This is a genomic window from Mesorhizobium sp. P2_D5, from assembly GCF_056404355.1.
In genome coordinates this window covers 700,042-726,630 of the sequence record NZ_JBFUEE010000004.1, presented here as the reverse complement: position 1 = coordinate 726,630, position 26,589 = coordinate 700,042, and the positions used below count along the sequence as shown (strand labels likewise).

The 26,589-nt window shown below is 63.2% G+C and carries 23 protein-coding genes; 11 read left to right on the top strand and 12 right to left on the bottom strand.

From position 1 onward, the window contains the following. Positions 1-9: 9 nt before the first annotated feature. Complete coding sequence (locus AC1DYW_RS21250; protein ID WP_477227529.1) at positions 10-2,580, bottom strand: GcvT family protein; 2,571 nt, start codon at positions 2,578-2,580, stop codon at positions 10-12. A gap of 94 nt (positions 2,581-2,674) precedes the next feature. Beyond that, positions 2,675-4,252 (bottom strand): trimethylamine methyltransferase family protein, encoded by a 1,578-nt coding sequence (locus tag AC1DYW_RS21245; RefSeq protein ID WP_477227528.1) that lies wholly within the window; start codon positions 4,250-4,252, stop codon positions 2,675-2,677. 252 nt (positions 4,253-4,504) lie between these two features. Here AC1DYW_RS21245 and AC1DYW_RS21240 point away from each other — a divergent pair, with 252 nt between their 5' ends. The 3 genes from AC1DYW_RS21240 (at position 4,505) to AC1DYW_RS21230 (ending at position 8,937) form a co-directional block, all read left to right on the top strand. Then, positions 4,505-6,412, top strand: a complete 1,908-nt coding sequence (locus tag AC1DYW_RS21240) for a phospholipase D-like domain-containing protein (protein ID WP_477227527.1) — start codon at positions 4,505-4,507, stop codon at positions 6,410-6,412. 183 nt (positions 6,413-6,595) lie between these two features. Next, positions 6,596-7,777 carry an MFS transporter gene (locus AC1DYW_RS21235; protein WP_477227552.1) on the top strand — a complete coding sequence of 394 codons (1,182 nt, stop codon included), beginning with the start codon at positions 6,596-6,598 and terminating at the stop codon, positions 7,775-7,777. Next, the gene (locus AC1DYW_RS21230; protein ID WP_477227526.1) at positions 7,774-8,937 is read left to right on the top strand and encodes an MFS transporter; all 1,164 of its coding nucleotides are present in this window, start codon (positions 7,774-7,776) and stop codon (positions 8,935-8,937) included. The genes AC1DYW_RS21235 and AC1DYW_RS21230 overlap by 4 nt, the downstream gene beginning before the upstream one ends. Here AC1DYW_RS21230 and AC1DYW_RS21225 read toward each other — a convergent pair. After that, on the bottom strand, positions 8,929-9,498 hold the full coding sequence (locus AC1DYW_RS21225) for a hypothetical protein (protein WP_477227525.1): 570 nt from the start codon (positions 9,496-9,498) through the stop codon (positions 8,929-8,931). The genes AC1DYW_RS21230 and AC1DYW_RS21225 overlap by 9 nt on opposite strands. Positions 9,499-9,647: 149 nt before the next feature. On the opposite strand from AC1DYW_RS21225, the gene AC1DYW_RS21220 reads away from it, so the two are divergent. The 4 genes from AC1DYW_RS21220 (at position 9,648) to AC1DYW_RS21205 (ending at position 14,686) form a co-directional block, all read left to right on the top strand. Next, positions 9,648-11,723 carry a prolyl oligopeptidase family serine peptidase gene (locus AC1DYW_RS21220; RefSeq protein ID WP_477227524.1) on the top strand — a complete coding sequence of 692 codons (2,076 nt, stop codon included), beginning with the start codon at positions 9,648-9,650 and terminating at the stop codon, positions 11,721-11,723. Positions 11,724-12,069: 346 nt separating this feature from the next. Then, positions 12,070-13,449 (top strand): aspartate aminotransferase family protein, encoded by a 1,380-nt coding sequence (locus AC1DYW_RS21215; RefSeq protein WP_477227523.1) that lies wholly within the window; start codon positions 12,070-12,072, stop codon positions 13,447-13,449. 136 nt (positions 13,450-13,585) lie between these two features. Continuing rightward, a complete protein-coding gene (locus AC1DYW_RS21210; RefSeq protein WP_477227522.1) occupies positions 13,586-13,951 on the top strand; it encodes a hypothetical protein in 366 nt (121 codons plus the stop codon). Positions 13,952-14,041: 90 nt separating this feature from the next. Further along, positions 14,042-14,686 carry a cytochrome c oxidase assembly factor Coa1 family protein gene (locus AC1DYW_RS21205; RefSeq protein WP_477227521.1) on the top strand — a complete coding sequence of 215 codons (645 nt, stop codon included), beginning with the start codon at positions 14,042-14,044 and terminating at the stop codon, positions 14,684-14,686. Between the two features lie 282 nt (positions 14,687-14,968). On the opposite strand, the gene mmsB is transcribed toward AC1DYW_RS21205, so the two are convergent. Both mmsB and AC1DYW_RS21195 read right to left on the bottom strand, forming a co-directional pair. After that, entirely contained in the window at positions 14,969-15,853 is an 885-nt protein-coding gene (mmsB, locus tag AC1DYW_RS21200) for a 3-hydroxyisobutyrate dehydrogenase (RefSeq protein WP_477227520.1), read from the bottom strand. Positions 15,854-15,879: 26 nt separating this feature from the next. After that, the gene (locus AC1DYW_RS21195; RefSeq protein WP_477227519.1) at positions 15,880-17,046 is read right to left on the bottom strand and encodes an isobutyryl-CoA dehydrogenase; all 1,167 of its coding nucleotides are present in this window, start codon (positions 17,044-17,046) and stop codon (positions 15,880-15,882) included. 289 nt (positions 17,047-17,335) lie between these two features. On the opposite strand from AC1DYW_RS21195, the gene AC1DYW_RS21190 reads away from it, so the two are divergent. Beyond that, a complete protein-coding gene (locus tag AC1DYW_RS21190) occupies positions 17,336-17,950 on the top strand; it encodes a dimethylsulfonioproprionate lyase family protein (RefSeq protein ID WP_457152100.1) in 615 nt (204 codons plus the stop codon). After that, complete coding sequence (locus tag AC1DYW_RS21185; protein ID WP_477227518.1) at positions 17,950-19,425, top strand: cobyric acid synthase; 1,476 nt, start codon at positions 17,950-17,952, stop codon at positions 19,423-19,425. The genes AC1DYW_RS21190 and AC1DYW_RS21185 overlap by 1 nt, the downstream gene beginning before the upstream one ends. A gap of 7 nt (positions 19,426-19,432) precedes the next feature. On the opposite strand, the gene AC1DYW_RS21180 is transcribed toward AC1DYW_RS21185, so the two are convergent. The 4 genes from AC1DYW_RS21180 to AC1DYW_RS21165 all read right to left on the bottom strand — a co-directional run bounded on the left by AC1DYW_RS21180 (position 19,433) and on the right by AC1DYW_RS21165 (position 21,912). Beyond that, positions 19,433-19,852, bottom strand: a complete 420-nt coding sequence (locus AC1DYW_RS21180) for a VOC family protein (RefSeq protein WP_477227517.1) — start codon at positions 19,850-19,852, stop codon at positions 19,433-19,435. A 120-nt stretch (positions 19,853-19,972) separates the two neighbouring features. Then, positions 19,973-20,800, bottom strand: a complete 828-nt coding sequence (locus tag AC1DYW_RS21175; RefSeq protein WP_477227516.1) for a helix-turn-helix domain-containing protein — start codon at positions 20,798-20,800, stop codon at positions 19,973-19,975. A 102-nt stretch (positions 20,801-20,902) separates the two neighbouring features. Then, positions 20,903-21,073 carry a hypothetical protein gene (locus AC1DYW_RS21170; protein ID WP_095088023.1) on the bottom strand — a complete coding sequence of 57 codons (171 nt, stop codon included), beginning with the start codon at positions 21,071-21,073 and terminating at the stop codon, positions 20,903-20,905. A gap of 53 nt (positions 21,074-21,126) precedes the next feature. After that, the gene (locus AC1DYW_RS21165; protein ID WP_477227515.1) at positions 21,127-21,912 is read right to left on the bottom strand and encodes a TSUP family transporter; all 786 of its coding nucleotides are present in this window, start codon (positions 21,910-21,912) and stop codon (positions 21,127-21,129) included. 151 nt (positions 21,913-22,063) lie between these two features. On the opposite strand from AC1DYW_RS21165, the gene AC1DYW_RS21160 reads away from it, so the two are divergent. Beyond that, a complete protein-coding gene (locus AC1DYW_RS21160; protein WP_095087434.1) occupies positions 22,064-22,495 on the top strand; it encodes a TerB family tellurite resistance protein in 432 nt (143 codons plus the stop codon). Between the two features lie 44 nt (positions 22,496-22,539). Continuing rightward, positions 22,540-23,025, top strand: a complete 486-nt coding sequence (locus AC1DYW_RS21155; RefSeq protein ID WP_095087436.1) for an NUDIX domain-containing protein — start codon at positions 22,540-22,542, stop codon at positions 23,023-23,025. A gap of 4 nt (positions 23,026-23,029) precedes the next feature. Here the strand turns inward: AC1DYW_RS21155 and AC1DYW_RS21150 are convergent, their stop codons facing one another. From AC1DYW_RS21150 to AC1DYW_RS21140, 3 genes are read right to left on the bottom strand one after another with little or no spacing between them, the layout of a single operon-like run. Further along, complete coding sequence (locus AC1DYW_RS21150) at positions 23,030-24,652, bottom strand: ABC transporter ATP-binding protein (RefSeq protein WP_477227514.1); 1,623 nt, start codon at positions 24,650-24,652, stop codon at positions 23,030-23,032. Further along, positions 24,649-25,518 (bottom strand): ABC transporter permease, encoded by an 870-nt coding sequence (locus AC1DYW_RS21145; RefSeq protein WP_477227513.1) that lies wholly within the window; start codon positions 25,516-25,518, stop codon positions 24,649-24,651. The genes AC1DYW_RS21150 and AC1DYW_RS21145 overlap by 4 nt, the downstream gene beginning before the upstream one ends. Continuing rightward, complete coding sequence (locus AC1DYW_RS21140) at positions 25,515-26,462, bottom strand: ABC transporter permease (protein ID WP_477227512.1); 948 nt, start codon at positions 26,460-26,462, stop codon at positions 25,515-25,517. The genes AC1DYW_RS21145 and AC1DYW_RS21140 overlap by 4 nt, the downstream gene beginning before the upstream one ends. Positions 26,463-26,589 lie beyond the last annotated feature (127 nt).

The window sequence follows — 26,589 nt, the reverse complement described above, 5'->3', positions numbered from 1 at the left end:
GGCCGAATCTCAGGTCCGCATCTTCTCGCCACTAGGGTCGAACGGTGCTTCGACATTAATACGGGCCGGGCGTCGATGTCCGAGGATCTCGATCTCGAACAGCCCGGCACTTTCGTCCTCGGCAAGTGCCGCCGGGACGTAGCCCTGCGCCATCGACTTCTGCACATAGTGCGCATAGCCGCCTGATGTCACCCAGCCGACCACGCGCCAGTCGCCGTCGACGATGCCGCGCACGGCCGAAGCGCCTTCAGCTGCCTTGGAGCCGCGTATTTCCTCGCCGCCATCGTCGAAGCGCGGCGCGCCGTAGCCATGCGGTTTTTCCACCGTGCCGTAGTCCTTGGAGACCTTGGCCCAGATCGGCTCGTCGCCCATCACATCGGCGTCGGCGGCATCGACGATGAAGGAGACGCGGCGCAGTTTTGGCCCCTCGGCCTGTTCCTTGGCGGCAGCCTCGCGGCCTATGAAATCGTTCTTCTCGAGCTTGATGAAGCGGTCCATCGCGCCTTCGAACGGTCCGTAGATCGGCCGCAACTCGCGGAACCAGGTCGGGAAGTTCTTTTCCAGGCGCATCGACAGCAAAGCGCGCATGCCGAAATCGACAAGGCCAAATTCCTCGCCGGCATCCTTGATCGCCTTATAGACAAGGCGCTGGTAGGCCGGCGCCATCCAAATCTCGTAGCCGAGATCACCGGTGTAGGTGATGCGATTGACCAAACAGGGCGCACCACCGACCGCCATCTCGCGGAAATCCATGAAACGGAAAGCTTTTGTCGAGATGTCGACATCGACGAGCTTCTGCAAGAGGTCGCGGGACTTAGGCCCTGCGATCGACAAACCGACCAGCGTCTGGTCGAAGCGGTGGATGCGCACAGAACCATCCTTCGGCAGGTGCTTCTCGAACCAGCGCATGTGATATTTTTGCGCCGCCGACGAGCCCCAGATCATGAAGCGGTCTTCTCCGGCCTTGGCGATGGTGAAGTCGCCGATCAGCTTGCCGAATTCGTTGATCATCGGCGTCAGCACGATGCGACCGGTCTTCGGCATGCGGTTGGTCATCAGCCGGTTGAGGAAATCTTCCGCCCCTGGTCCCGACACTTCGTATTTGGCGAAGTTGGCGATCTCGGTGACGCCGACGCGCTCGCGGGTGGCGCGCACTTCCTCGCCGATCGGCCCAAAATCGTTGGAGCGGTGGAAGGAGACGATGTCCTTCGGCTCCTTGCCCTTCGGGGCAAACCAGAGCGGGGTTTCGAGACCCCAGGAGTCGCCCATGACGGCGTTGTTGGCGAGCATCGTATCGTAGAGCGGCGTCGTCTGCGCCGGGCGTGCGGCCGGCAGTTCCTCATTGGGGAAGCGGATGGAGAAGCGGCGCGAATAATTTTCGCGCACCTTGGCGTTGGTGTACCGCAGGCCGGCCCATTCGCCGAAGCGGGCGACGTCCATACCCCAAACGTCGAAGCCGGGATCGCCGTGGACCATCCAGTTCGACAGCGCCAGACCGACGCCGCCACCCTGGCTGAAGCCGGCCATAACGGCGCAGGCGCACCAGAAATTGGTCAGGCCCTGCACCGGGCCGACCAGCGGGTTGCCGTCGAGCGCGAAGGTGAAGGGGCCGTTGATGATCTGCTTGATCCCGGCCTTCTCGATGCCGGGGAAATGCTTGAAGCCGATCTCCAGCGACGGCGCAATGCGGTCGAGGTCGGGGGCGAGCAATTCATGGCCGAAATCCCACGGCGTGTTGACCGGCGACCACGGCTTGCATGCCTTTTCATAGGTGCCGAGCAGAATGCCGTTGCGCTCCTGGCGGGTGTATATCTCGCCCTTGAAGTCAAGCACGCCGATCATCTCGCGACCGGTCGACTTGTTGAATTCCTCGACCTCCGGCATTGGCTCGGTGAGCAGGTACATGTGCTCCATGGCCAGCACCGGCAGTTCGACGCCGACCATGCGGCCGATCTCACGTGCCCACAGGCCGCCGCAGTTGACGACATGCTCGGCATGAACCGTGCCTTGTTCGGTGACGACATTCCAGGTGCCGTCGACCTCTTGCGTCAGCTCCACGACGCGGTTGCGCAGCACGATCTCGGCGCCAAGCTTCTTGGCCGCCTTGGAATAGGCGATCGTGGTGCCGGACGGATCAAGATGGCCCTCGACCGGATCCCACATGGCGCCGACGAAATTGGTCTCGTCCATCAGTGGGAACATCGCCTTGGCTTCGGATGGCGTGATCAACTCGGTGTCCATGCCGAGATAGCGACCCTTGGCAAGGGCGAGCCGCAGGAAGTCCATGCGCTCCGGGGTATCTGCCATCATCACGCCGCCAGTCAGGTGCAGCGAGCAGGATTGGCCGGAAATCTCCTCGATCTCCTTGTAGAGTTGCACCGTATAGGCCTGCAGCTTGGCGACGTTGGGGTCGCCGTTCAGCGTGTGGAAGCCGCCCGCCGCGTGCCAGGACGAGCCGGAGGTAAGCTCCGAGCGCTCGATCAGCATGATGTCGGTCCAGCCGGCCTTGGCCAGATGGTAGAGAACCGAGCAGCCGACGACGCCGCCGCCGATGACAACCGCTTTTACATGAGATTTCATCAAGATAGGTCCGTTTTTGCGTAAACTGAGTCAGGTTTTTGGGTCGGCGGTGGAACGCGCCTCGACGCCGAGGTCAGCGGTCGCCGCGTGCCATTCAAAAGTCGGTCGGTGCACCGCCCTCGGACCGGCGCTTTTCGACGAAGGCGTTGAGTTCCTCGCGAATGGCCGGGTCCATATAGGGCTCTTCAAATGATGCTAGCCGTTCCTTCCACACCTTGTTGGCCTTTTCCAGCGCCGTCGGCGAGCCGGCTTCCGCCCAGGTCTCGAAATTGCGCCAGTCGGAGAGGATCGGCGAGTAGAAGGCGGTCTTGTAGCGGTCCTGCGTGTGCTGGGTGCCGAAGAAATGGCCGCCGGGACCGACCGACTGGATGGCATCGAAGCCGAGCGCTTCTTCGGACAGGTCGAGCGGGGTCAGGAACTCCGCCACCATCTGCAGCAGGTCGATGTCCAATATGGTCTTCTCATAGGAGCAGCGCAGGCCGCCCTCGAGCCAGCCGGCCGCATGCATCATCAGATTGCCGCCGCCCTGGATGGCGCCCCACAGCGAGAACACGCTCTCGTAAGCCGCCTGCGCATCGACCGTGTTGGCGGCGCAGGTGTTGGAGGTGCGGTAGGGTATGTTGTAGCGGCGGGCAAGCTGGCCGCCGACCAACTGTGCCTTCATGTATTCGGGCGTGCCGAAGGCCGGTGAACCGGACTTCATGTCGACATTGGAGGTGAAGCCGCCATAGCCGACGGGCGCGCCCTTGCGCACCATCTGGGCAAAGGCGATGCCGGACAGCGCTTCGGCGTTCTGCTGCACCAGCGCGCCGGCGATCGTCACCGGCGCCATGGCCCCTGAAAGGGTGAACGGCGTGACGACGACGACCTGGCCCTTGCTCGACATCTGGATGATGCCTTCCATCATCGGCACATCGAGCTTGAGCGGCGAATTGGTGTTGATGATGGTGAAGACCGACGGCTCCTCGAGCAACTGCTCGTGGCTGATGCCGCGCGCGATCCTGGCGATCTCGATGCCGTCGACGTTGCGCTCCTTGCCGAGCGAGTAGATGTGAAACACCTTGTCGGTCAGCGTGGCGAGGTCGCGGACGCACTCCAGGTGCCTGACCGACGGATGGATATCGGTCGGCTCGACCGGATAGCCGCCGGTGCAGTTCAGGATGTTGTGCATCTGAGCGAGCTTGAGGAAGTTGCGGTAATCCTGCTGGTTGCCGGGCCGGCGGCCGCGGTCGATGTCGGAGCAGTTGGGCGCCGATGCCATCATCGAGATGATCAGATTGTTGCCGCCGAAGCGCACATTGTGCGCCGGGTTGCGCGAGTGGATGGTGAACTCCGAAGGGCAGTTCGACACCAGCTCGAGGATCATGTCGCTGTCGAAGCGCACCCGCTCGCTGCCGTCGCGCACGTCGGCGCCATGCGCCTTCATGATGCGGCGGGCCTCGTCATGCAGAACATCGACGCCGATTTCCCTCAGCACGCGCAAGGAGGCGAGATGGATCGATTCCAGCTCGTCGTCCGAAACCAGCCTGGTCGGCGCGAGTGGGTTCTTCAGCTGGCGGAAAGCCGGCTGCTCGAACGCGGCCGAACCGCCGGCGCGCTTTCCAGCGCGGCCGCCACGACGGGCGCGGTCGGTGGCCAATGCCGGTTCTGCAGGTTGTAGGGCGGCGGTCATGGTGGTCCTCGTACGATGCGGTAGCGGGCGGCATAATGGACCGGCGACCCGCCGGTCGTTGCGGAGGCGGCGACCACTAGGGCGAGGGAAGCGACATGCCGGAACGGCAGTTGCACGGCAAGAATATCGCCCCGATCGCGGCGATGCGCTGGCCTGGGACCAGCGGCCGGATCGACGCTAAGTGAAACGCGTTACACATCCGTCTTTTACTTCTGCTATATTGGCGCGCCGAACGTCTCTGGAGGGAAAGCCATGCCTGACGTCGTCAAAGTGCGCGCCGCGACAAACAACGAAGTCGCGTTCCTTTCCTGGGATATAGACGGCATGATCCCTGGCTGCCTCGGGTTCGAGATCGTGCGCATCTATCCCGACACTGGCGAGGAACGCTGCCTCGCCTCCTGGGTGCCTTTCAAGGGCCAACGCAATCCACGATGGATTCCCCAGGATACCGGCGTCTGGCCGGTGCAGAAGACTTTCTGGCGCGATCTCACCGTGCGGCGGCGGCGCGACAGCATCGACGTCAGGCCAGAGGGTGAAATGATAGCCTACCGGGTGCGGCCGGTCGGCGACATGAAGCCGGGTCTCGACCCGGTGCCGGTGCGACCCGATCAGATCGTCGATGGCAAACCCGCCTATACCGGGCCGGCGCGCCCGCTCGGTTATCTCGGCCAGGGTGCAGTCAGCCCACCGATCTTTCTCGGGCAGATGTTCGGCAAGGCGCGGGTTGCCTTCACCAATGGAGTGCTGTCGACGCAATGGATGTCGCATGCGCTGCAAGAGGCCGGCATCAAGGTCGGGCAGCGCGACAAGATCAGGGCGGTGCTGCAGGATCCGACCAGCAAGATACGCGCCTATCTGCATGGCGATGTGCCTGACGTGCTGACCAGCCTGCTGAAACGGGCCAAGACCGAAGGCGGAACCGTCAGGCTGGCGCTCTACGAGCTTGGCGACGACGAGCTTTGCGACGCGATCGTCGCCGCCAAGGATGTCGTCGAGGTCATTCTTGCCAATTCGGGCAGGGACGACCAGACCAAGGCCTGGGACGCCGGCAACGCGCCGTACAGGAAGCGCTTGCACGACGCGGGCGTCGTGGTGAGCGACCGCCTGTTCAACAACAACCATATCGGCCACAACAAGTTTGCCGTCTACCGCGATGCCCAGGGCAAGCCGCAAGCGGTGATGACCGGCAGCACCAACTGGACGTCGACGGGCATTTGCGGACAGTCCAACAACGCCTTCATCCGCGACGATCCGGCGATGGCCGAGATATTCGACGCCTATTGGCAGCGCATGAAGGCCGATGTGTTCCCGCCGCCAGCCTCGGAAAGCGCTGCCGGCCACGTCGTGCAGACGCAAGGCGTGCCGTTTCGTAGGGAAAACCACCTGCCCAATCCGCTGAACGGCGCCACGGCAACGCTGGACGGCATGACGGTCTGGTTCTCTCCCAACGATCCCGACCGCAACAAGAAGGACATCTCGGTGCGGCCGGTCGATCTCGAGGATGTCTTCGCCCGCATCAAGGCGGCGAAGCGCGCGGTGCTGTTCCTGGTGTTCAATCCGTCGCTGCTCGGCGAAAACTCGATCGTCGACCAGGCGGTCGCGGCAGCCAAGGCCGATCCGAATCTGATAGTGCAAGGCGCGATCAGCGACGAAACCGCGATGCCCAATTATGTCGCGCCGACCAAGGATCCGGTCACCCATAAGTCCAACAAGGACGGCAAGTCGCCCTTCGTCTTTCCGGAGAAGGTCTGGGAGATGCCAAACGTTTCCATCGTGCGGGCGGCAAACCTGACCGGCGCCACGATCGCCCGCGACTTCCAGGCAGAAGTACTGACCGTCGGCCATGCGATCGTGCACGACAAGATCGTCATCATCGACCCGATGGAGGACAACGCCACCGTCATCACCGGTAGCCATAATCTCGGTTACAAGGCTTCCTACGAGAATGACGAGAACATGGTAATCGTGGAGGGCGACAAGACCTTCGCCGCCGCCTATGCGGTGCATATGCTCGACGTGTTCGACCACTACAAGTTCCGCGCCTGGCGCAGGACGATCGGCAAGGGACCTTCCGACGATGACGGGATTTCCATCGACGACAAGTGGCTGAAGCCTTACGCCGACGGCAAGAAGGGGGCTATCGCCCGGTATTTTCCGTAGCCTCCACCAGGTTCAGCACCTGCCTCCATTCGATGAGCGACCGATCGGCTTCAGCCGACAGGACGGGTCCGGTGGCGCAAGCGGATTTCGCCGTCCGGCCCTTCCTTTCCCCAAATCGAACCAGTAGCTAGTCGGGCTTGCCGGCGGGATGGCCTGCACTTTCACATGGATGACAGTGTCAGCATGGTCGCGACCGGCTCGAGCGAAGGCGAAGCGGGAACGCAGTGGGCAGCGCTTGCCGGCGTCACCGCAGCACTTGCCATGTTCGGCGCCGCGCAAGGGCTGAGCTCGCCGCTGTTCACGCTGCTGATGCAGAAGCAGGGAATGTCGCCCGCGCTGATCGGCTTGTCGGCGGCGATGATGCCGCTCGGCCTGATCCTTTCGGCTTCCTTCGTGCCGGCGGCGGTGCGGCTGGTCGGCGCACGCACGCTGGCGGTCGGCTGCTCGCTGATCGGCGCTCTCTGCTTGCTGGGCATCGGCTATCTGCAGGACTGGGTGGCCTGGTACGTCATCCGCTTCATCATCGGCGTGGTCATCAATCCGCTCTACATACTTGGCGAGGTCTGGGCGCTGTCGCTGGCGCCGCCATCGCGGCGGGGCCGGGTCATGGGCGTCTTCAACACGATGCTGGGCGCCGGCTATGCGGCCGGGCCATTCGCACTGACCCTGCTGGGCACGTCGGGCTGGGCCCCCTTCTTGGTCGGTGTCGCCGGCTTCACGCTCTGCGCGGTGATCCTGCACGCCGTCTCTTCGAAGCTCACCGGTTTCGAGGATGACGGCCAACCTGCCAGCGGCCTAGTCGGCTTTGCCAAGGTGGCGCCGGCACTGCTGTTTGCCGTCCTGGTTTCGGCCGCGGTCCAGCAAAGCACCTATGCGCTGCTGCCGGTGTTCGGCGCCAGCTACGGCCTGGCGGAGGCCGTGCTTGCCTCACTGGTGATGGCGCTTTCGCTGGGCAACATCCTGCTGCAGATCCCACTCGGCCTGCTGGCGGAACGTTTTGGCGGTCGTACCATGATCATCGTCTGTGCGCTGGCAACCGCGACTTGCGCGCTTTTGCTGCCGCTGCTGGTCATGACGCCGCTGATCTGGGTCGTGCTGCTGGTGATGGGCGCCGTCGGCTACGGCGTCTACACGATGGCGCTGGTCGAACTGGGCAGCCGCTTCAAGGGCTCGGTCCTGGTCGCCGGCAACGCCGCCTTCGCGCTGATGTGGGGCGTCGGCGGTATTGTCGGCCCGCCGGGTGCCGGGCTGCTCATGCAAGGCATCGGCCCGCTCGGCCTGCCGGTCGTGATCGCCGGTCTCGACGCGTTGCTGGTGATGTTCGCGCTGTATCGCTCGTCCGTGCGCCGGAGCGGCAAGGCATGATCGCGAACGGCTCGAGCGACAGTGAGACGGCGATGCAGTGGGCGGCGATCACCGGCGTGATCGCGACCGTCTCGGTGTTCGCCATCGCGCAAGGCCTGTCCTATCCGCTGCTGAGCTTCATCCTGCAGCGCCAGGGCGTCTCACCGGCGATGATCGGCCTGTCGGCGGCAATGACACCGATCGGTTTCATCGTCTCGTCACCACTGATCCCGGCGCTGGCGCGCCGGTTCGGGGCAGGGCGTACGGCACTCTCCTGCGCGGCGCTTTCGGCGATCGTGCTGGCGCTGATCGGCTGGACGCAGGATGTCTATCTGTGGTTTCCCCTGCGCTTCCTGATCGGCGTCGTCACCAACCCGCTTTACGTGCTGAGCGAGATCTGGGTGATCGCGCTGGCGCCGCCGGCCCGGCGTGGCCGCGTCATGGGCGTCTATTCGACGATCATCTCGGCCGGTTTCGCGGCCGGGCCGCTATGCCTGCTTGCCGTCGGCACGGAGGGCTGGCCGCCCTTCCTCGTCGGCATTTTCGCCTTCGTGCTGTGCGGCATCTGCCTGGCCTCGGTGCTGCCGCGTCTGCCCAAGGTCGACGAGGCCGGGCATCAGGTTTCCGTCCTGGGCTTCGTGCCGTTGGCGTGGCTGCTTTTGTTTGCCGTTATCGTTGCCGCCGGCTTCGAGCAGGGCGCGCTGGCCTTGCTACCCGTCTATGGCACCCATCACGGCATCACTGAGACCCGCATGTCGGCGCTGCTTTCGGTGATGATCGCCGGCAACATCGCCATGCAGGTGCCACTTGGCCTGCTGGCCGAAAGGCTCTCCGCGCGTCTGGTGCGGCTTGCTTGTGTCGCGATCACGGTGCTCGGCTGCCTGCTCCTGCCGTTTCTCATCGAGACGCCACTGATCTGGCCGATGATCTTTGTCTGGGGTGCGGTTTCCTACGGCATCTACACGATGTCGATCATCGAGCTCGGTGAGCGCTTCACCGGCTCGACACTGGTTGCCGGCAACGCCGCCTTCTCCCTGATGTGGGGTGTCGGCGGCATCGCCGTGCCGCCGCTGGCTGGTACAGCGATGGATATTCTGGGTGCAAGAGGCCTGCCGATTATTCTTGGTCTGATGTGTCTGACGCTGGCGGTTGCGAGCATCGTAGGTCGAAGGTCAGCCTGACGCTATTGTGGGATGCCGCAGCTCGTCATCGCCTCGCCATCTCGAAATTGCCCATATGTTACAATGGGCGTGACGTTCCTCAGGGTGCATCCGGCGCAGCATATCCTGAATTTCAACGGCACGATCAAAGTCGGGTATCAGGCCAAACTGAGACAACTCCGAATTCGCAAACACGTCGGGAAATCCACCGCAGTTGGTCAACGCGCTTATGGAACCTTCTTGATCCAACAAATCGTAGCCCAGGAAGATGAAACCGCCCCAATCAATCGAATGCACGTCCGTCGACGGCTTTCGAATTACGCTTAAAATATTCAGTTCGTTCGTATCTGCCAGTTGCGAAAGCAGAAACTCCAGGTCCACAAAGAAATCGAGCATCCAGTCCTCGTTGACAATGTGGGGCCAGTAGCTGTCCTTTGTCTCGCCAAGCGCGACCGGGCCAAGCATTCCATCGAGGGTGACGACTTCGGTCAGTTGGGTGAGGCCCGACCACTCGATGTATTTCGTCCATTCTGTGCCCCTGGACGGATCAAATCTCTCTTTCGCAATGTAGAGAAATTGCATGAGGCTTCCTCGTAGCGACACATGGCCGGATAAGGTTTCGCACTTGATGCGGTATGGCGGGTCGCTTCTTTCGCGCGTTCCAATTGAATTTCGGTAGTGGCATGACGATGTGTGCGACACCGAGCCTTGATGAGTTTACCGGAGACCCTATGACCAAGTCGACCACACAGACCCTGCCAAATTCCACCCCTTCGACCGAAGATCCCTTTCTCTGGCTGGAGGACAGGACAGCCAAGCAGTCGCTCGAGTGGGTGCATGGTCAGAACGAGGTAACGGTCGGTGAATTGCAGGGCGATCCGTCCTATCAGGCGTCGTTCCAGACCGCGCTCGACCTGATGACGGCCGAGGACAATATCGCGGTCGGTGCCGCGATTGCCGGCCATGTCTACAATTTCTGGCAGGACAAGACCAATGTGCTCGGGCTGTGGCGCCGCACGACGGTCGCTTCCTACAAGACCGAGAAGCCCGACTGGGAAACGATCGTCGACTTCGACCAGCTAGCGGCCAAGGACGGAATCAAGTGGGTGTTCAGCGGTGCCAGCCGGCTCTTTCCGGACTTCAACCTCTGCCTTGTCTCGATGTCGCCGGATGGCGGTGACGCCAGCGAGATGCGCGAATTCGACATCGCGACCAAATCCTTTGTCGAGGACGGATTTCGCGCACCCGCTTCCAAGTCGGGCTTCGGCTGGCTGGACAAGGACACCGTCATCGTCTCGGCGGCTTTCGAGGAGGAGGACAAGACGCAATCCGGTTATCCGCGCGTGGTCAAGCTGTGGAAGCGCGGCACCAAACTGGAAGACGCGACACCGATCTTCGAGGGGCGGAAGGAGGATCTCGCGGTTGGCGCTGGCGTCGAGTTCGACGGCGACAGACGTTATCTGATCCTGGCCCAGACACTCGATTTCTTCGCCTCGCATATCTTCCTGCGGTTGGCTTCCGGCGAGAACAAACGTCTGCCGCTGCCTGACGACGTGACCGATACGGCGATCTTCAGGGACCAGCTCGTCTTCGGCGTGCGCAGCCCGTGGACGGCGCCGGATGGCACCTCGTGCAAGCCTGACGGCCTCTATTCGCTGGATCTGGCACACTGGGTAGAAACCGGCACGCTCGGCCCGGTGGAGACCTTGCTGGAGCCGGCGTATCGCGTGTCGATCGCCGGCATTGCCCGCACGCAGGACCGCCTGTTCATCAATCTGATGGACAATGTGCGCGGCAAGGTCGTCGTCTGCGAGCGCAAGGAGGGCGGCTGGTCGCAGAAACCCGTGGCACTGCCCGAGAACGGCAATGTCGGCATCAGCCACGCCGAGCATTTCGGCTCCAGCGTTTCCTTCTCCTTCACCGACTTCCTGACGCCGAGTTCGATCATCTGGTCGGACGACGATGGCGAGACGCTCGCCACCGTGAAGTCGCAGCCGGCCCGCTTCGATGCGGCGCCGCTGATCTCGGAGCAGTTCGAGGCGCGCTCGAAGGACGGCACAATGATCCCGTACTTCGTCGTCCGGCGGCGCGACCACAAGGGTCCGGTGCCGACGCTGCTTTATGGCTATGGTGGTTTCGAAGTCCCGCTTCTGCCAAGTTATGCCGGCGTGCGCGGCAGGCTGTGGCTGGAGAGGGGCAATGCCTATGTCCAAGCCTGCATTCGCGGCGGCGGCGAGTTCGGCCCGGCCTGGCATCAGGCGGCGCTCAAGGGCAACCGCCAGAACGCCTTCGACGATTTCGCCGCGGTCGCGCAGGACGTCGTCAAGCGCGGGATTGCCACGGCGGCTTCGCTCGGCATCCAGGGCGGTTCGAACGGCGGCTTGCTGACCGGCGTTTCCATGACGCAGCATCCCGAGTTTTTCGGTGCCGTCATCATCGAGGTGCCGCTGCTCGACATGCTGCGCTACACCGAATTGCCGCCCGGTGCTTCCTGGATGGCCGAATATGGCGATCCCTCGAAACCGGAAGATGCGAAGTGGCTTTCGGCCTATTCGCCCTACCAGCATGTCGCGGCAGATGCCGCCTATCCTCCGGTGCTGCTGACCACCTCGACCGCTGACGACCGCGTCCATCCCGGTCATGCGCGCAAGATGGCGGCCCGCCTGCAGGAAGCCGGCCACGCCCGAACGCTGTTCTTCGAGGAGACCGAGGGCGGACATGGTGGACGCGGCGACCGCCGGCCGCAGGCGGCGCAGACGGCGATGAAATATGTGTTCCTGCAAAGGGCGCTCAGCGGCAACGCATGAGCCGGAGTCTCGGCGCTGCAAACGCAAAGGGTGGCTCACCTCGACCGCCCTTTGCTCACTCTTTGTTTGATGCAATTTCCTGGGGAAAGCGTTACGCGCTTTTCCCGGGAAAACCGCTTCACTCTTTTCCTGGAATTGCTCTAAGGTGTCGTCCATGGCTCTCGTCAGGACATTGGCTCCCTTATTTGGGGCTCGCGCATTCCGTGTCGCGGTGACACCGTCACCGCGCACGCTGCGCGCCGAGCTTTTGCGGCTGTGCGCCCGCATCGGTTATTCACCACCTGCTTGCCTCTGACGCATTCGCTCCCGGCACGGCCGGATAGAATCCAGAGGAAAGATCAGATCAATGACCTATCAGAATTATTCGCTGAAGCAGCTTCAGCAGATCGACGCCGCGCACCATCTCCACCCGTTCACCGACCATAAGGAATTGCGCGAAGCCGGCTCGCGCATCATCACCCATGCCAACGGGCCGTTCATCTACGATTCCGAGGGGACTGAGATCCTCGACGGCATGGCCGGGCTGTGGTGCGTCAACATCGGCTATGGCCGCGACGAACTGGCCGAGGCCGCCTACGCGCAGATGAAGGAGCTGCCCTACTACAACTCCTTCTTCAAGTGTTCGACGCCGACACCGGTGCTGTTGTCCAAGAAACTGGCGGAGATCGCGCCGAAGCACGTCAACCAGGTGTTCTACGGCTCATCTGGGTCGGAAGCCAACGACACGGCGCTGCGCCTCGTCCGCCACTACTGGGTGCTGGAAGGCAAGCCGGAGAAGAACCGCATCATCTCGCGCAAGATGGCCTATCACGGCTCGACCGTTGCCGGCACATCGCTCGGCGGCATGGATGCCATGCACAAGCAGCTCGGCGGTGCGGTGCCCAACATCGTCCATGTGATGATGCCTTATGCCTATGAACTCGCACTGCCTGGCGAGAGCGATCATGACTTCGGCCTGCGGGCGGCCAAGGCCGTCGAGGATGCGATCCTCGAAGCCGGTGCCGACAAAGTTGCGGCCTTCATCGGCGAGCCGGTGATGGGGGCAGGCGGCGTGAAGATACCGCCGGTCAGCTACTGGCCGGAAGTGCAGCGCATCTGCCGCAAATACGATGTCCTGCTGATGCTGGACGAGGTCATTACCGGCTACGGCCGCACCGGTGAATGGTTCGCATCACAAACGCTCGGCATCGAGCCGGACACCATCACCACGGCCAAGGCACTGACCTCGGGCTACCAGCCGCTGTCGGCATTGCTGGTCGGCGATCGCATCGCCGCGACCCTGGTCGGGAAGGGCGGCGAGTTCAATCACGGCTATACCTATTCCGGTCATCCGGTGGCCTGTGCCGTGGCGCTGAAGAACCTTGAGATCATCGAGCGGGAAGGGCTGGTCGATCGGGTCAGGAACGATACCGGGCCGTATTTCGCCAAGGCGTTGCAGGAGCGCATTGCCGGGCATGATCTGGTCGGCGAGGTGCGCTCGATCGGGCTGATGGGCGCGATCGAAATCGTCAAGGACAAGGCCACCAAGGAGCGGTTCCTGCCGTCGGGAAGTGCGGCGGTGACCGTGCGCGACCATGCGATCGCGCATGGCATGATGCTGCGCGCCACCGGCGATACAATGATCCTGTCACCGCCGCTGATCTGGACCCGTGACACAATCGACATGGCTTGCGAGCGCATCTCAAAGGCGCTGGACCTGGCGCAGGCGGATTTGCGCAAGCGATAGGGATCGGTACCTCGACCGGGCGTTCTCGATGGGAATGCCCGGCTTCGAGAAACATTTCGTTGGGGAACGAATTTCACCCTCAGCGCTTAGTGTGCGGGTCAGCAGCCGACGTGGCTGCGACAAGGGGACTGTTTCCATGAAAAAGACCGGCAAGAGCCGACGGCTGCAAGATGCAGCCAGCATCGGCGGTGACCTGATGCTGGCGCCGATGGTGGCGCTGATGCGGCTGCCGTTGATGGCGCTGGATGCCGGGAGCGGGAAGCCATGGGGCACGGAGACGGCGCGCGCGGTGAACGAGAAGACCGTGGCGATGGCCGAAGGGGCGTTTGCGGCGCAAATGTCCTTCCTGCATTCGGCATCGCGGTTCTGGCCGGAAATCCTTGCCGGCCGCACGCCGTCGTTGTTCAACGGCGTCGCTGCGGAACGGTCGATCAGCGCCGCGCTGAAGCCGGCAAGCCGTACGGTGAAGGCGAATTTTCGCCGGCTTTCCAACAAAGCCTGACAAAGAAAGGCCGCTCGGGAAAAACCGATTCCCGTTTTTCGAGGTCATACGCTAGAACCCATCAAGCACATCTGCCGATGGGGGAACATCATGGCCGGACAGCCGCTCAACCAGCCCGCCGAAATTCCGGCCGAACTTGACCGCTGGAACTGGGGCGCCTTCTTCCTCAACTGGATCTGGGGTATCGGCAACAGCACCTTCATCGCGCTGCTGGCACTGATCCCTGTCGTCAACATCGTCATGATCATCGTACTGGGTGCGCGCGGCAGCCGCTGGGCCTGGCAGAACCGCGCCTGGCGCGACGCGGAACAGTTCCGCAAGACGCAACGCAACTGGGCGATCGCCGGCCTTGTCATCTGGGTGGTCAGCATCGGCGGCTGTGCGGCGATGGTCGGCGGCATTCCTTACGTGCTGAAAGGCAGCGATGCCTATCACATGACCATGGACAAGCTTCGCGCCGACGACCGCGTCAAGGCCGCCCTCGGTGATGACCTGACCGAGAGTTTCTGGGTCGGTGGCCATCTCAATGTCAATGCGAATGGGGCTGGCGATGCCCAGTTCAGCATTCCGGTCCATGGCGCCAAGGGCAAGGGCACCGCCTTCTCGACCGCTGTCCGGACAGCAGGTACGTGGAGCCTGCGCCTGCTGGTCGTCAGGGTCGAGGGAGCCGATGCACCGATCGTGCTGGTCAATGAAGATCATGTCGCGATCCCGAATGCGGCAATCGGTATATAAAACAGGCTGCACTGATGAAACCGGGCGGAAATGCAAAAACCGCGCTCCAACGGGAACGCGGCTTTGCCAGATACGCATGGCGTTTCGCTACGCAAAAACTTGGCGAAACTTACGGGCTCCGGTACGCGAGACCTGATCCGGAGCGCCGGGCGGATGCGATATGTCCGCCTCGCATTCCGTTTTACAGAAACATCGTTACCGGGGGGTTATCGAGAGCTTAAGCAAACCTAAATTTGACCGGTTTCTCTCAAGATAAGCAAAAAACCCAGTTATATTAGGAGCTTATGGATTGGCTCCGCGCAAAAAATTAATGATTCCGGAAAAATCGGCGCCTGCATGCCCCTGGGCGTTGAACAGCGCATAGAGCTGAGCTGCCTCAGCACCAAGCGGGGTCACCGCGCCGGAACCTTGCGCTGCCTCCTGCGCCAGCTTCAGGTCCTTCAGCATCAGAGCGGCGGCAAAGCCCGGCTTGTAGTCGCGGTTGGCGGGCGAGGTCGGCACAGGGCCGGGCACCGGGCAGTAGGTGGTCAGCGACCAGCACTGGCCGGACGATGTCGAGGCGACGTCGAACAGCGCCTGGTGCGAGAGGCCGAGCTTTTCCGCCAGCACGAAGGCTTCGGCGACGCCGATCATCGAAATGCCGAGGATCATGTTGTTGCAGATCTTGGCGGCCTGTCCTGCGCCGTCGCCGCCGCAATGGACGACACGCCCGGCCATCGGCTTCAGGATCGGCTCGGCGGCGGTGAAGGCATTGTCGGAGCCACCGGCCATGAAGGTCAGCGTGCCGGCCGCCGCACCGCCGGTGCCGCCTGAGACCGGTGCGTCGATTGACAGCAGGCCGTGCTTGGTTGCGACGGCATGCGCCTTGCGGGCCGATTCGACATCGATGGTCGAGGAATCAATGAACAGCGCTCCCTTTTTGACCTTGGGAGCAATGTCTTCATAGACCGACAGCACATGCTTGCCGGCCGGCAGCATGGTGATCACCACATCGGCGTCCTTCACCGCGGCCGGTGCATTGGCCATGATGATGACGCCATGCTCGCGGGCGACCGTCAGATTCTCCGGCATCAAGTCGAAGCCATGCACGGCATGCCCGGCCTTGACCAGATTGGCCGCCATTGGATTGCCCATGTTGCCGAGGCCGATGAAGGCGATCGTCGTCATTGTCTGTCTCCCAGGTTCTTCTGGCGTCAGCGGCCGATCAGGGCTCGCGCGATGATGACGCGCATGATCTCGTTGGTGCCTTCGAGGATCTGGTGGACGCGCAGGTCCCGCACCAGCTTCTCGATGCCGTAATCGTGCAGGTAGCCGTAGCCGCCGAGCAGCTGCAGCGCGTCGTTGGCCACGGTGAAGCCGGTGTCGGTGACGAAGCGCTTGGCCATCGCCGACCATTTGCTGGCGTCCGGCGCCTTGCGGTCGAGCTTTGAGGCGGCGGCGTAGAGGAAGATGCGCGCCGCCTGCAGTTCGGTCTCCATATCGGCCAGCCTGAACTGCAGCGCCTGGAACTGGTTGATCCTGGAGCCGAACGCCTTGCGCTCGGCGGCGTAGGACAGCGCCTTGTCGAGCGCCGATTGCGCGCCGCCTAGCGAACAGGCGGCGATGTTCAGCCGGCCGCCGTCGAGCCCGGCCATGGCGATGCCGAAGCCGGCGCCTTCGCCCGACAAAAGGTTTTCCGCCGGCACCTTGCAGTCCTCGAAGATGACCTGGCGGGTCGACTGCATATGCCAGCCCATCTTGTGCTCGTTGGCGCCGAAGGATAGGCCGGGCGCGTCCTTGGGGACGACGATGGTGGAAATGCCTTTCGGCCCATCGGCGCCGGTGCGCACCATGACGGCGTAGATATCGCTGTCGCCGGCGCCCGAAATGAACTGCTTGGTGCCGTTGAGGACATAGTTGCCGCCGCTTTTCACCGCGCGCGTCTTCAGCGCCGCGGCATCCGACCCGGAGCCCGGTTCGGTCAGGCAGTAGCTCGCCAGCCATTCCATCGTAGTGAGCTTCGGCAGGAAGCGCTGGCGTTGCTCCTCATTGCCGAAACGGTCGATCATCGAGGCGACCATGTTGTGGATCGAGATGAAGGACGAAAAGGCCGGATCGGCGTGCGAGAGCGCCTCGAAGATCAGCACAGCGTCGAGCCGGCCGAGCGCGGAGCCGCCGACATCGTCTCGGACATAGATGCCGCCGAGGCCGAGCGGCCCGGTCTCGCGGATCACGTCGGCGGGGAAGTGTTTCCTGCGGTCCCAATCGAGTGCGTTCGGCGCGACGCGGTCGGCGGCGAAGGCCTGCGCCATCTCCTGGATGGCGCGCTGTTCCTCGTTGAGTTCGAACTGGCTGGTGCTCGCATCGACCGCGGCGTCCATGGCGTGCTCCCTATGTGCTGGCCAGCTAAGTTATGTTGATACTCAGGTGATGCCGGCCTGCAAACGTCGGTTTCTTGCACTTCCGGTGCTCACGTACCTTAAGTACGCTCCGCTCCGGTTCTCGAAAACCGCCGTTTTCGGCCAGGACTGACCTGAATCTCAACACATCTTAAGCTCGCTGGCCTGTTGTTTTTGGCTTTGCGCGCGCACCAATCTAGACCAATGATGCCGCCGCGCAACCCGACCTCCTGCGGAGCGGCTGTGCACCAATGCATGTTCGGAGCGAGACGTGGCGACAAAATTCGATGAACTGCTGGAACAGTTCCACGCCTATCTCGCTTCCGTGGACGACGCCCTGGTGCGCGACGCCGTGGCGGGGATCGCCTGGGACATGCCAGCCCGCGCGCTGGAGCCGCATCCGCTTGGCTGCCTGCGCCACCTCGATCGCGCCGCCGAACTGGCGCCGCCCGATGCCAAGCCGCTGGTGCGATTGCTTGCGGAACGTCGGAATGATCTCCGCTGGGGGCAGACCTATAGCAAGGCGGATTTCGGTGAAGCATTCATCGACAATTACGGCTGGCTCGAAGTGTTCGGCACACGCGGCCACTTCGCCAATGACGAGGTCGCCGCCGGCCTGCTCATTCTTGGTCCCGATATCGTCTATCCCGACCATCATCATGTTGCCGAGGAGATCTACATTCCGCTGACCGGCGGCACCGAGTGGCGGATGGGTGAGAGCGGGTTTCGCCGCCGCGCGGCTGGCGAGGTCGTCCACCATGCTTCCAACGTCAACCACGCCATGCGCACCGGCCTGGAGCCATTGCTGGCGCTCTATATCTGGCGCGGCGGGCCACTGGCTGCAAAATCCACGATCACCGGAACCGTGGCGCAGGGCAGGGGCTGATGGCCAAGGCGATCATGCTGCAAGGCACGGGTTCGGATGTAGGCAAGACGGTGCTGGTCGCCGGCCTTTGCCGCGCAGCAAAAAAGCGTGGGCTGAAGGTGCGGCCGTTCAAGCCGCAGAACATGTCGAACAACGCTGCGGTCGCCGACATTCCCGGCGACAACAAGGCCGGCGGCGGCGAGATCGGCCGCGCGCAATGGCTGCAGGCGATCGCTTGCGGTGTGGCGCCGTCGGTCCACATGAACCCGGTGCTGCTCAAGCCGCAGACCGATGTCGGTGCGCAGGTCATCGTGCAGGGCAAGGTGTTTGGCGAAGCGCGGGCGCGCGACTATCAAGCACTGAAGGGCCAACTGATGGACGCCGTGCTGGACTCCTGGAACAAGGTCGGTGAGGGCGCCGACCTGGTCATCGTGGAGGGCGCCGGTTCGCCGGCCGAGATCAACCTGCGCAACCGCGACATTGCCAATATGGGCTTTGCGACGCGGGCCAACGTGCCGGTGGTGCTGGTCGGCGATATCGATCGCGGCGGCGTCATCGCCTCGGTGGCCGGCACACATCTGATCCTGCCGGAAGAGGACCGGCGCATGATCGTCGGCTACCTCATCAACAAGTTTCGCGGCGACGTCTCGCTGTTCGACGATGGCATAAGGTCGATCGAGAAATTTACCGGCTGGCGGTGTTTTGGCGTGGTGCCGTGGCTGAAGGCGGCAGCGCGGCTGCCTTCGGAGGATTCGGTGGTGCTGGAACGGCTGGCGTCCGGCGAGGCGCGCGCGCTGAAGGTGGCCGTGCCGATGCTTGGCCGCATCGCCAATTTCGACGATCTCGATCCGCTCAAGGCCGAGCCGCAGGTCGAGGTGGTGTTCGTGCCGCCCGGCAAGCCGCTGCCGACCGACGCCGGGCTGGTGGTCATTCCCGGCTCCAAGTCGACAATCGGCGATCTCCTGAAATTCCGCGAGAACGGCTGGGACCGGGACCTTCTTGCCCATCGCAAGCGGGGCGGCCATGTCGTCGGCATTTGTGGCGGTTTCCAGATGCTTGGCCGCACTGTGCGCGACCCCGACGGTATCGAAGGCAGCGTCACCGAAGCCGACGGGCTTGGCCTGCTCGACGTCGAAACGGTGATGGAACCGGAGAAGACGGTGCGCAATGTCAGCGCTCGCTCGGTACAATTCGATCTGCCGCTCGAGGGCTACGAGATTCACCTTGGCCACACCACGGGTTCGGACACAATGCGACCGTCGGCGATCATCAATGGTGTCGAAGATGGCGCTGTCTCCGCCGACGGCAAGGTGATCGGCACCTATATGCATGGCCTGTTCGGCGCCGACGGCTTTCGCGGGAAATTCCTCGAAAGCCTAGGCATCAAGGGTGGTGGCATCGATTATCGGGCCGAAGTCGAGCGGGCGCTGGACGAGGTCGCAGCCGAGCTGGAAACCCATCTCGACTGCGACGCGATTTTCGCGCTGGCGCGCTAGACCTTGCCTATGCCTTGTCGCCAGCCTTCGGCCAGTAGGTGCCGAACGACCAGATATTGCCTTCGGGATCGCGGCAGATGAATTCGCGGCTGCCATAGTCGCGGTTGGTCAATTCCTGGATGATCGTGGCACCGGCCTTCCTGGCTTTGGCATAGGCGGCATCGGCATCGTCGACGGCAATGTAGATCGACTTGCCGCCGCCTAGGCCGGGCTCGCCGACCATCTTGCCGTAGTCGTCGTCGCGCACCGTGCCCAGCATGATCATCGACGAGCCGAAAACCAGTTCGGCATGGTGCACGACATCGCCTTCCCCATAGCGGGCACGGACGCCGAAGCCGAAGGCTTCGCACAGCCAGTCGATCATTTTTGCCGCGTTCTTGTAGCGCAGGGCGGGGTAGAGACGCGGCGCTTCCGTGGTGGTGGGCATGGGAACTCCTTCACATGGGTTGGTCGATGAACCTTGATTGTGCATGCCCAAAACCGCTGCGCACTTCTGGGCGACATGCATCACTCTGGTCGAAGGCCGTTCCAGCGTCTTGAAGAAATGTTACCTGGCAAGTGCGGTCGGCGTCTCGCCGGCAAGGTCGCGGAATTCGCGTACCAGATGCGCCTGGTCGGCATAGCCGCAATCGGCGGCGATATCCGCCCAGTCGACGGTCTGCTGCCTTGACAGGCCGAGCGCCCGGTTGAAGCGCACGATGCGCGACAGCGTCTTGGGGCCGATACCGATCGCATCGGAAAAGCCGCTGGCGAGATGCTTGCGGCTCCGGCCCAGCTTTTCGGCAAGCACCGAAATGCGGGTCCGGCCGCCAGAGGTGATGATGCGGTCATAGGCCCAGGCGATTTCGAGCGGGGTTTCGGCGGCATTCTTGAGACGGGCCGCGACGAAGGCTTCGGCGATGTCGAAACGCGCCGCCCAGTCCGGCGCGTTGCCAAGCCGCTCGCGCAGCGCCATGCCTTCGGCGCCAAGCACGTCGTCGAGCACGACCATGCTGTCGGTCAGTTCGCTCATCGGCTGCTTGAAAAACCGGCGTGCGCCGAGCGGCGTGAAGTTGACCTGGACGCAGCAGGCGCCGCCGAAGGATTCGATCACCACCGGTCCGGCAAAAAGGCCGGCGGCGAAACTGGCGAAGCGGTCATTGTCGCCCGGCGTCTTGCCGAGGCCGATGGCGAAGGGCTCGGCAAAGCTGATCACCAGCGGCACGGTCAGCGATGCATATTCGACATTGTGGAAATGGCCTGGCGCCGTTTCGCGATAGCCGCAGATGTCGGTGACGATGCCTTCAAGTGCAGGACTGGGCAGGCGCCGGCGCATCTCGAACCGCCCGGCAATGGAGCGGTCCTGTTCCTTCCGGTGCTGCATCTCGACTGGCATCGGCCATCCTTCCGCCCAGGCAAATCTAGCAGACCCCAGGCCAGAATCAAAAGCGCCCGGCTTTTGGCCGGGCGCTCCAGGTCCCACTTCAAGGGAAACTGGTCAGGCGCCGCGCATCAAGCAGCCGCCGGCAAGCACGATGAAGGCAATAAGAACAATCCACACCGATGCGAGTGGAATGAACGCAAGAACGCCAAGGGCGGCGAGAACACCGATGATGGCGATAACAACTGCAATGATGAAAACAATTTGGGTCGGTGCGCTAAGATTCATGTCTGGCTCCTCGCAACATGATTCGAACAGCGGCATTCTATCAGGGCGGGTGTTCACACACCAATCATGACACGCAGCGGGTTCGCCGGGTCGGCCAAGAGCTTCACGGCCAGCGCAAGGCAGACGACCACCAGCAGCGGCTTGATCAGTCTTGCACCGATGCGCATGGCCAGGCTGGCGCCGGCGCGAGCGCCGAGGAATTGGGCAACGCCCATCATCAAACCGATCTTCCAGTAGACGACGCCGACCGCGGCGAAGACGATGAAGCCGCCGATGTTGGAGGCGAAATTGAGCAGCTTGGTATGCGCGGTCGCCTTGAGCACGCCGTAACCGGCGAGTGCTACGAAGGCCAGCATGTAGAAAGAGCCGGCGCCTGGTCCAAACAGGCCATCATAGAAGCCGATCGCAGGCGCGACAGTCAGCCCGAACAGGAACGGTGACAGCCGCTCGGCACGGTCGACATCACCCATGTTGGGTTTTATGGCGAAATAAAATGCGATGGCTATCAGCAGAAGCGGCAGCGAGGCGCGTAGAATATCGCCCGGCACAATCGTTGCCAGCAAGGCACCGGCAGTGCCGCCGGCAAGCGCCAGCAAGGCTGACGGCAGCTGTCGTCGCAGGTCGACATGGCCATTCGCGGCATAATGGATTGTGGCCGAGCCAGAGCCGAACATGCCCTGCAGCTTGTTGGTTCCAAGCGTTTCGATCGGTGAGAAACCGGCGAGAAGCAGTGCGGGAATGGTGATCAATCCGCCGCCGCCGGCGATCGAGTCGACAAAGCCCGCGGCAAAGCCGGCGAACGCCAGCATGGCGACGGTCTGGGTGGTGAGGTCGATCATCTGAAGTGTGGAAATGTCCGGTGGGCTGAGATATCGGGCGTTCGACCACGACGGCCCTGTTTGCGCAAGGCCGATTCCGCGCTACCTCTATCCAAGCGCGTCGCGCTTGGGTGGAATCATGCGACGCATCTGAATCGGAAAGGGGCTCCTGATGGCATTCGCATTGCTGGACCAGATACGCTCGATCTTCGACGGCGACCCGGGCGTGCGCAAGGTGGCGGACGATCCGGTCCTGTCGGCGGAACTCTTGATGCTGTTCCGCATGATCCTGGCCGACGGGTCGGTCAGCGAGAGCGAGATGGTTGCCTTCCGACGCATCTGCAAGGACGCCTTCGGCATTGCCGAAACCAGCATCGACAGCGTCATCGAATATCTCAACGAGTTCGGCTACGAGACCAACGGCTCGCAGGCCATCGCGCTGTTCCGCGATCTAGACCTCGAGCGGCGCAAGCAACTGGCCCGCCATATGGCCGAGATCGCCAAGGCGGATTCGCAACTGGCCGAGAGCGAGGTGCGGCTGCTCCGGCGCACGCTCGACCTGCTCGACATCAGTCCGGTCGACGTGGTCAAGCCGGAAGGCTGAGGCGCTGCTCGCGCAACGGTTTCGCTAACGCAGGGGGCGTTTGAATGGCCTTTGCCGACAGCTATCTGGGACAATTGCGGGCGCTGATCGGGGATCGTCTGGTGCTCATGCCGGGCGCTCGCATCGTCATCGAACGCGCCGACGGCAGCATCCTGTTGCAGAAACGAACCGATTTTGGCCTGTGGGGCCTGCCTGGCGGCAATGCCGAGGAAGGCGAGGGCCTGGAGACCCTCGTGGTCCGGGAGGTACTCGAGGAAACCGGGTTGATCGTCAGCGATGTCGAGCCGTTCGGGTTCGGCTGTGACCCGCACTATGAAACCTTCCAGTTTCCGAATGGCGATCGCGCCCAGTTTTTCGCGCTGATGTTCTACACGCGCTCCTTTGAAGGCGAGCCGGCCGTTACCGATGACGAGAGCAGTGCCGTCGGCTGGTTCGCGCCCGACGACTTGCCCGAAATGCTGCCCAATATGGCGCGCAGCATCGAGGCCTATCTCCGGTTCAAGACCACCGGAATATTCCAGATGATCTGATGGGCTAACCCTGTTCCTGCATCCGCCGAGCGATTGCCCGCTGCAGGTTCGGGGCAGCAGTGACCAGCGCCTTGGCTGCCTCGGATTGCGGATGATCCAGCACCTCGTTCGTCTTGCCGCGCTCGACGATCTTGCCGTCATGCATGACCAGCACCTCGTCCGTGATGGCGCGGGCGACGGTCAGGTCGTGGGTGATGAAGAGATAGGCGATGCCGAGTTTTTGGTTCAGCTCTGCGAACAAATCGAGGATCTGGGCGCGGATCGAGACGTCGAGCGCCGAGACCGGCTCGTCGGCGACGACCAGCTTGGGGCGGGTGATGATGGCGCGGGCGATCGAAAGGCGCTGGCGCTGGCCGCCGGAAAACTCATGCGGATATTTGTCCATGTCGCGCTGGTGGAGGCCGACTTCATGCAGCGCATGCGCCACCATTTCGTGGCGTTCGGCGCGCGTCGGCTTCTTGTCCAGAACATGCAGGGGTTCGGCGACCAGTTTTTCAACCTTCTGGCGCGGGTCGAAGGAGCCGTAAGGATCCTGGAAGACAACCTGCATGTCACGCCGGGCCGGCTTCAGTTCCGCTTCGCTCTTGCCGGTGATGGACTCGCCGCGAAACCGGATCGTGCCCGAGCTTGGTCGGTCGAGCGCCAGGATCATTCGGGCGAGTGTTGACTTGCCGCAGCCGGAGCGACCAACCAGCGCCACCGATTGGCCCGGCGCCATCGACAGGGATACATCGTCCACGGCACGGATATCAGGCACACGCCTGAACAGCGAGGTGCGCCGGCCGGGATAGTCGCGCGTCACGCCCTCGACCTGGAGCAAGAGTTGGCTCGATCCGACGCCATGCGGCCTCGCCCGCGCCGGCACATGCATCGAGGCCTGCGCCAGTTGGCGCGTGTAGGGGTGGAGCTGTTCGGACAGCGTGCGCGCCGTGTCGCCGGCTTCCATCACCTCGCCGTGGCGCAGGATGGTGATGCGGTCGGCCATCTCGGTCACCACCGCAAGATCGTGCGAGATCAACAGCAGGCCCATGCGGCTCTCCGCGACGAGGTCGCGAAGGAGGTCGAGGATCTGGGCCTGCAGCACAACGTCGAGCGCCGTCGTCGGCTCATCGGCAATCAGCAGCTTCGGTTTCAACGCACAGGCGATGGCGATGACGACGCGCTGGCGCTGGCCGCCGGACAGTTCGTGTGGATAGCGCGAGAGTGGGAATTTTGCCGAGGGCAGGCCGACGCGGTCGAGCATTTTTCGCGCACGCTCCTCGGCCTCGGCGCGGCTTGCCCTGGTGTGCCAGCGTATGCCCTCGGCGACCTGTTCGCCGATCGTCTTGACCGGATTGAGCGCCGTCATCGGCTCCTGGAACACCATGCCGATGTCGTCACCGCGCAGCGCGCACATCTGGTCCTCGGCTGCCGCGAGGATGTCGATGCCGTCGAACGAGACGCGCCCGGTGGCGCGCGCGGCATGAGGCAGAAGCTGCATCACCGCCAGCGCCGTCATCGACTTGCCCGAACCGGATTCACCGACCAGTCCCATGACCTCGCCGGGCGCAACGGAAAGCTCCATGCCTCTGAGGATCGGCGTGTCGCCTATGGTCAGCGACAGGTTCTCGACCTCGAGCAGGCTCATCGCTGCCGCCGCGATTTCGGGTCGAGGATGTCGGCGATGCCATCGCCCAGAAGGTTGAGCCCAAGCACGGTGACGACGATCGCCATGCCGGGAAAGATTGCCATCCACGGCGCCACCACCATGCGGGTCTGCGCGTCGAACAGCATGCGGCCCCAGCTCGGCATCGGCGGTTGGGCGCCCAGGCCCAGATAGGAAAGCCCGGCTTCGGCCAGGATGCCCAACGCGAACTGGATGGTGCCTTGCACCAGAAGCAGCGTGGCGATGTTGGGCAGCACATGTTCGATGCTGATCTGCGTGCTGCTCTTGCCGGCGGCGCGCGCGGCAAGGATGAACTCGCGCGGCCAGATCGCCAGCGCGCCGGCCCTGGCGACACGGGCAAACACCGGAATGTTGAAGATGCCGATGGCGATGATGGCGTTGACGGCGCCCGGTCCGAAGATGGCGGTGATCATGATGGCCGACAGCAAGGCGGGGAAGGCGAAGACGAGATCGTTCAGCCGCATCAGCGCCTCGTCGACGAGGCCGCCGCGCGCCGCGGCAAAGGCGCCGAGCGGCACGCCGACACCCATGCCGATGCCGACCGCGACCAACGCCACGGCAATCGAATTGCGGGCGCCGACCATGACCATCGACAGGATGTCGCGGCCGAAATGGTCGGTGCCGAACCAGTGCGCCAGGGAGGGGGCTTGCGTCTTGTCTGATATCACCAGTTTCGTCACATCATAGGGTGTCCAGACGTAGGAGACGATCGCCATCGTCAGGATCAGCAGGGTGATGACGAAGCCGGCAACGAAAGCGGTGTTCCTGAACGCCTTGGCCAGGATGCTGCCGAACGTCTCCTCGGGGATGTCGATGTGCAGCGTCATTGCCTGCTCCTCAGGCGCGGATCGACGACTGCATAAGAAAGATCGACAAGGAGGTTGACGGCAATGACGGCGGCGACCAGCAACATGACGACGCTTTCGACGACGATCAGGTCGCGCTGGGTGATCGCCTGGAACACCAGCCGGCCGAGGCCGGGCAGATAAAAGACATTCTCGATGATGATGGTGCCGGCAAGCAGGAAAGCGAACTGCAGGCCAAGAATGGTCAGTACCGGGATCATGGCGTTGCGCAGCGCGTGCCGCCACAGCACAGCGCGAAAAGGCAGGCCCTTAGCGCGGGCAGTGCGGATATAGTCCTCGTTCAGCACCTCGATCAGCGCCGAGCGGGTGACGCGCGCCAGGATGGCGGCTTGCGGCAAGGCAAGCGCCACTGCCGGCAGCAGCAGCGATTTCAGCGCCGGCCAGAGGCCGGCGCCCCAGCCGGGAAAGCCGCCGGCCGGGACCAGCCGCAGCCAGACGGCGAAGGCATAGATCAGCATCAGCGCGAACCAGAAATTGGGGACAGCGACGCCAAGCTGAGCGGCGCCCATCGCCACCGTATCGCCGGCCCGTCCGCGCCGGCTGGCCGAAAACAGGCCGACCGGAATGGCGATGATGGTGGAGAGCGCCAGCGCAATCAGCGCCAGCGGCAGGGAGACAGCCAGCCGCTCGCGCACGAGATCGATGACCGGCACCGAATAGGTGTAGGAACGACCGAAATCGAGACTGAGCAGGCCGCCGGCCCAATGCAGGTAGCGCCAAGGCAGCGGCGCGTTGAGCCCCATCTGATTGCGCAACAGCTCAACCTGGTCGGCGCTGGCGTTCATGCCCAGCATCAGCCGCGCCGGATCGCCGGGCAGGATCTCCAGCACGGCGAACACCACGATGGAGGCCAGCACCAGCGTGGCGACGGCGATGGCGAGGCGCTTGAGGAGATAGGCGGTCATGAGGCCGCTGCGTTGCCGATGGCAGACAACAGGTGACGATAGCGTTCTGCGACGCCCCCCTCTGTCCTGCCGGACATCTCCCCCTCAAGGGGGGAGATCGGCAATTTCAGCGCAGGCGCTACAAAGG

Coding starts and splice junctions, on each gene's coding strand:
- AC1DYW_RS21250 (WP_477227529.1), bottom strand. CDS start 2,580: ATGAAATCTCATGTAAAAGCGGTTGTCATCGGCGGCGGCGTCGTCGGC.
- AC1DYW_RS21245 (WP_477227528.1), bottom strand. CDS start 4,252: ATGACCGCCGCCCTACAACCTGCAGAACCGGCATTGGCCACCGACCGC.
- AC1DYW_RS21240 (WP_477227527.1), top strand. CDS start 4,505: ATGCCTGACGTCGTCAAAGTGCGCGCCGCGACAAACAACGAAGTCGCG.
- AC1DYW_RS21235 (WP_477227552.1), top strand. CDS start 6,596: ATGGTCGCGACCGGCTCGAGCGAAGGCGAAGCGGGAACGCAGTGGGCA.
- AC1DYW_RS21230 (WP_477227526.1), top strand. CDS start 7,774: ATGATCGCGAACGGCTCGAGCGACAGTGAGACGGCGATGCAGTGGGCG.
- AC1DYW_RS21225 (WP_477227525.1), bottom strand. CDS start 9,498: ATGCAATTTCTCTACATTGCGAAAGAGAGATTTGATCCGTCCAGGGGC.
- AC1DYW_RS21220 (WP_477227524.1), top strand. CDS start 9,648: ATGACCAAGTCGACCACACAGACCCTGCCAAATTCCACCCCTTCGACC.
- AC1DYW_RS21215 (WP_477227523.1), top strand. CDS start 12,070: ATGACCTATCAGAATTATTCGCTGAAGCAGCTTCAGCAGATCGACGCC.
- AC1DYW_RS21210 (WP_477227522.1), top strand. CDS start 13,586: ATGAAAAAGACCGGCAAGAGCCGACGGCTGCAAGATGCAGCCAGCATC.
- AC1DYW_RS21205 (WP_477227521.1), top strand. CDS start 14,042: ATGGCCGGACAGCCGCTCAACCAGCCCGCCGAAATTCCGGCCGAACTT.
- mmsB (WP_477227520.1), bottom strand. CDS start 15,853: ATGACGACGATCGCCTTCATCGGCCTCGGCAACATGGGCAATCCAATG.
- AC1DYW_RS21195 (WP_477227519.1), bottom strand. CDS start 17,046: ATGGACGCCGCGGTCGATGCGAGCACCAGCCAGTTCGAACTCAACGAG.
- AC1DYW_RS21185 (WP_477227518.1), top strand. CDS start 17,950: ATGGCCAAGGCGATCATGCTGCAAGGCACGGGTTCGGATGTAGGCAAG.
- AC1DYW_RS21180 (WP_477227517.1), bottom strand. CDS start 19,852: ATGCCCACCACCACGGAAGCGCCGCGTCTCTACCCCGCCCTGCGCTAC.
- AC1DYW_RS21175 (WP_477227516.1), bottom strand. CDS start 20,800: ATGCCAGTCGAGATGCAGCACCGGAAGGAACAGGACCGCTCCATTGCC.
- AC1DYW_RS21170 (WP_095088023.1), bottom strand. CDS start 21,073: ATGAATCTTAGCGCACCGACCCAAATTGTTTTCATCATTGCAGTTGTT.
- AC1DYW_RS21165 (WP_477227515.1), bottom strand. CDS start 21,912: ATGATCGACCTCACCACCCAGACCGTCGCCATGCTGGCGTTCGCCGGC.
- AC1DYW_RS21160 (WP_095087434.1), top strand. CDS start 22,064: ATGGCATTCGCATTGCTGGACCAGATACGCTCGATCTTCGACGGCGAC.
- AC1DYW_RS21155 (WP_095087436.1), top strand. CDS start 22,540: ATGGCCTTTGCCGACAGCTATCTGGGACAATTGCGGGCGCTGATCGGG.
- AC1DYW_RS21150 (WP_477227514.1), bottom strand. CDS start 24,652: ATGAGCCTGCTCGAGGTCGAGAACCTGTCGCTGACCATAGGCGACACG.
- AC1DYW_RS21145 (WP_477227513.1), bottom strand. CDS start 25,518: ATGACGCTGCACATCGACATCCCCGAGGAGACGTTCGGCAGCATCCTG.
- AC1DYW_RS21140 (WP_477227512.1), bottom strand. CDS start 26,462: ATGACCGCCTATCTCCTCAAGCGCCTCGCCATCGCCGTCGCCACGCTG.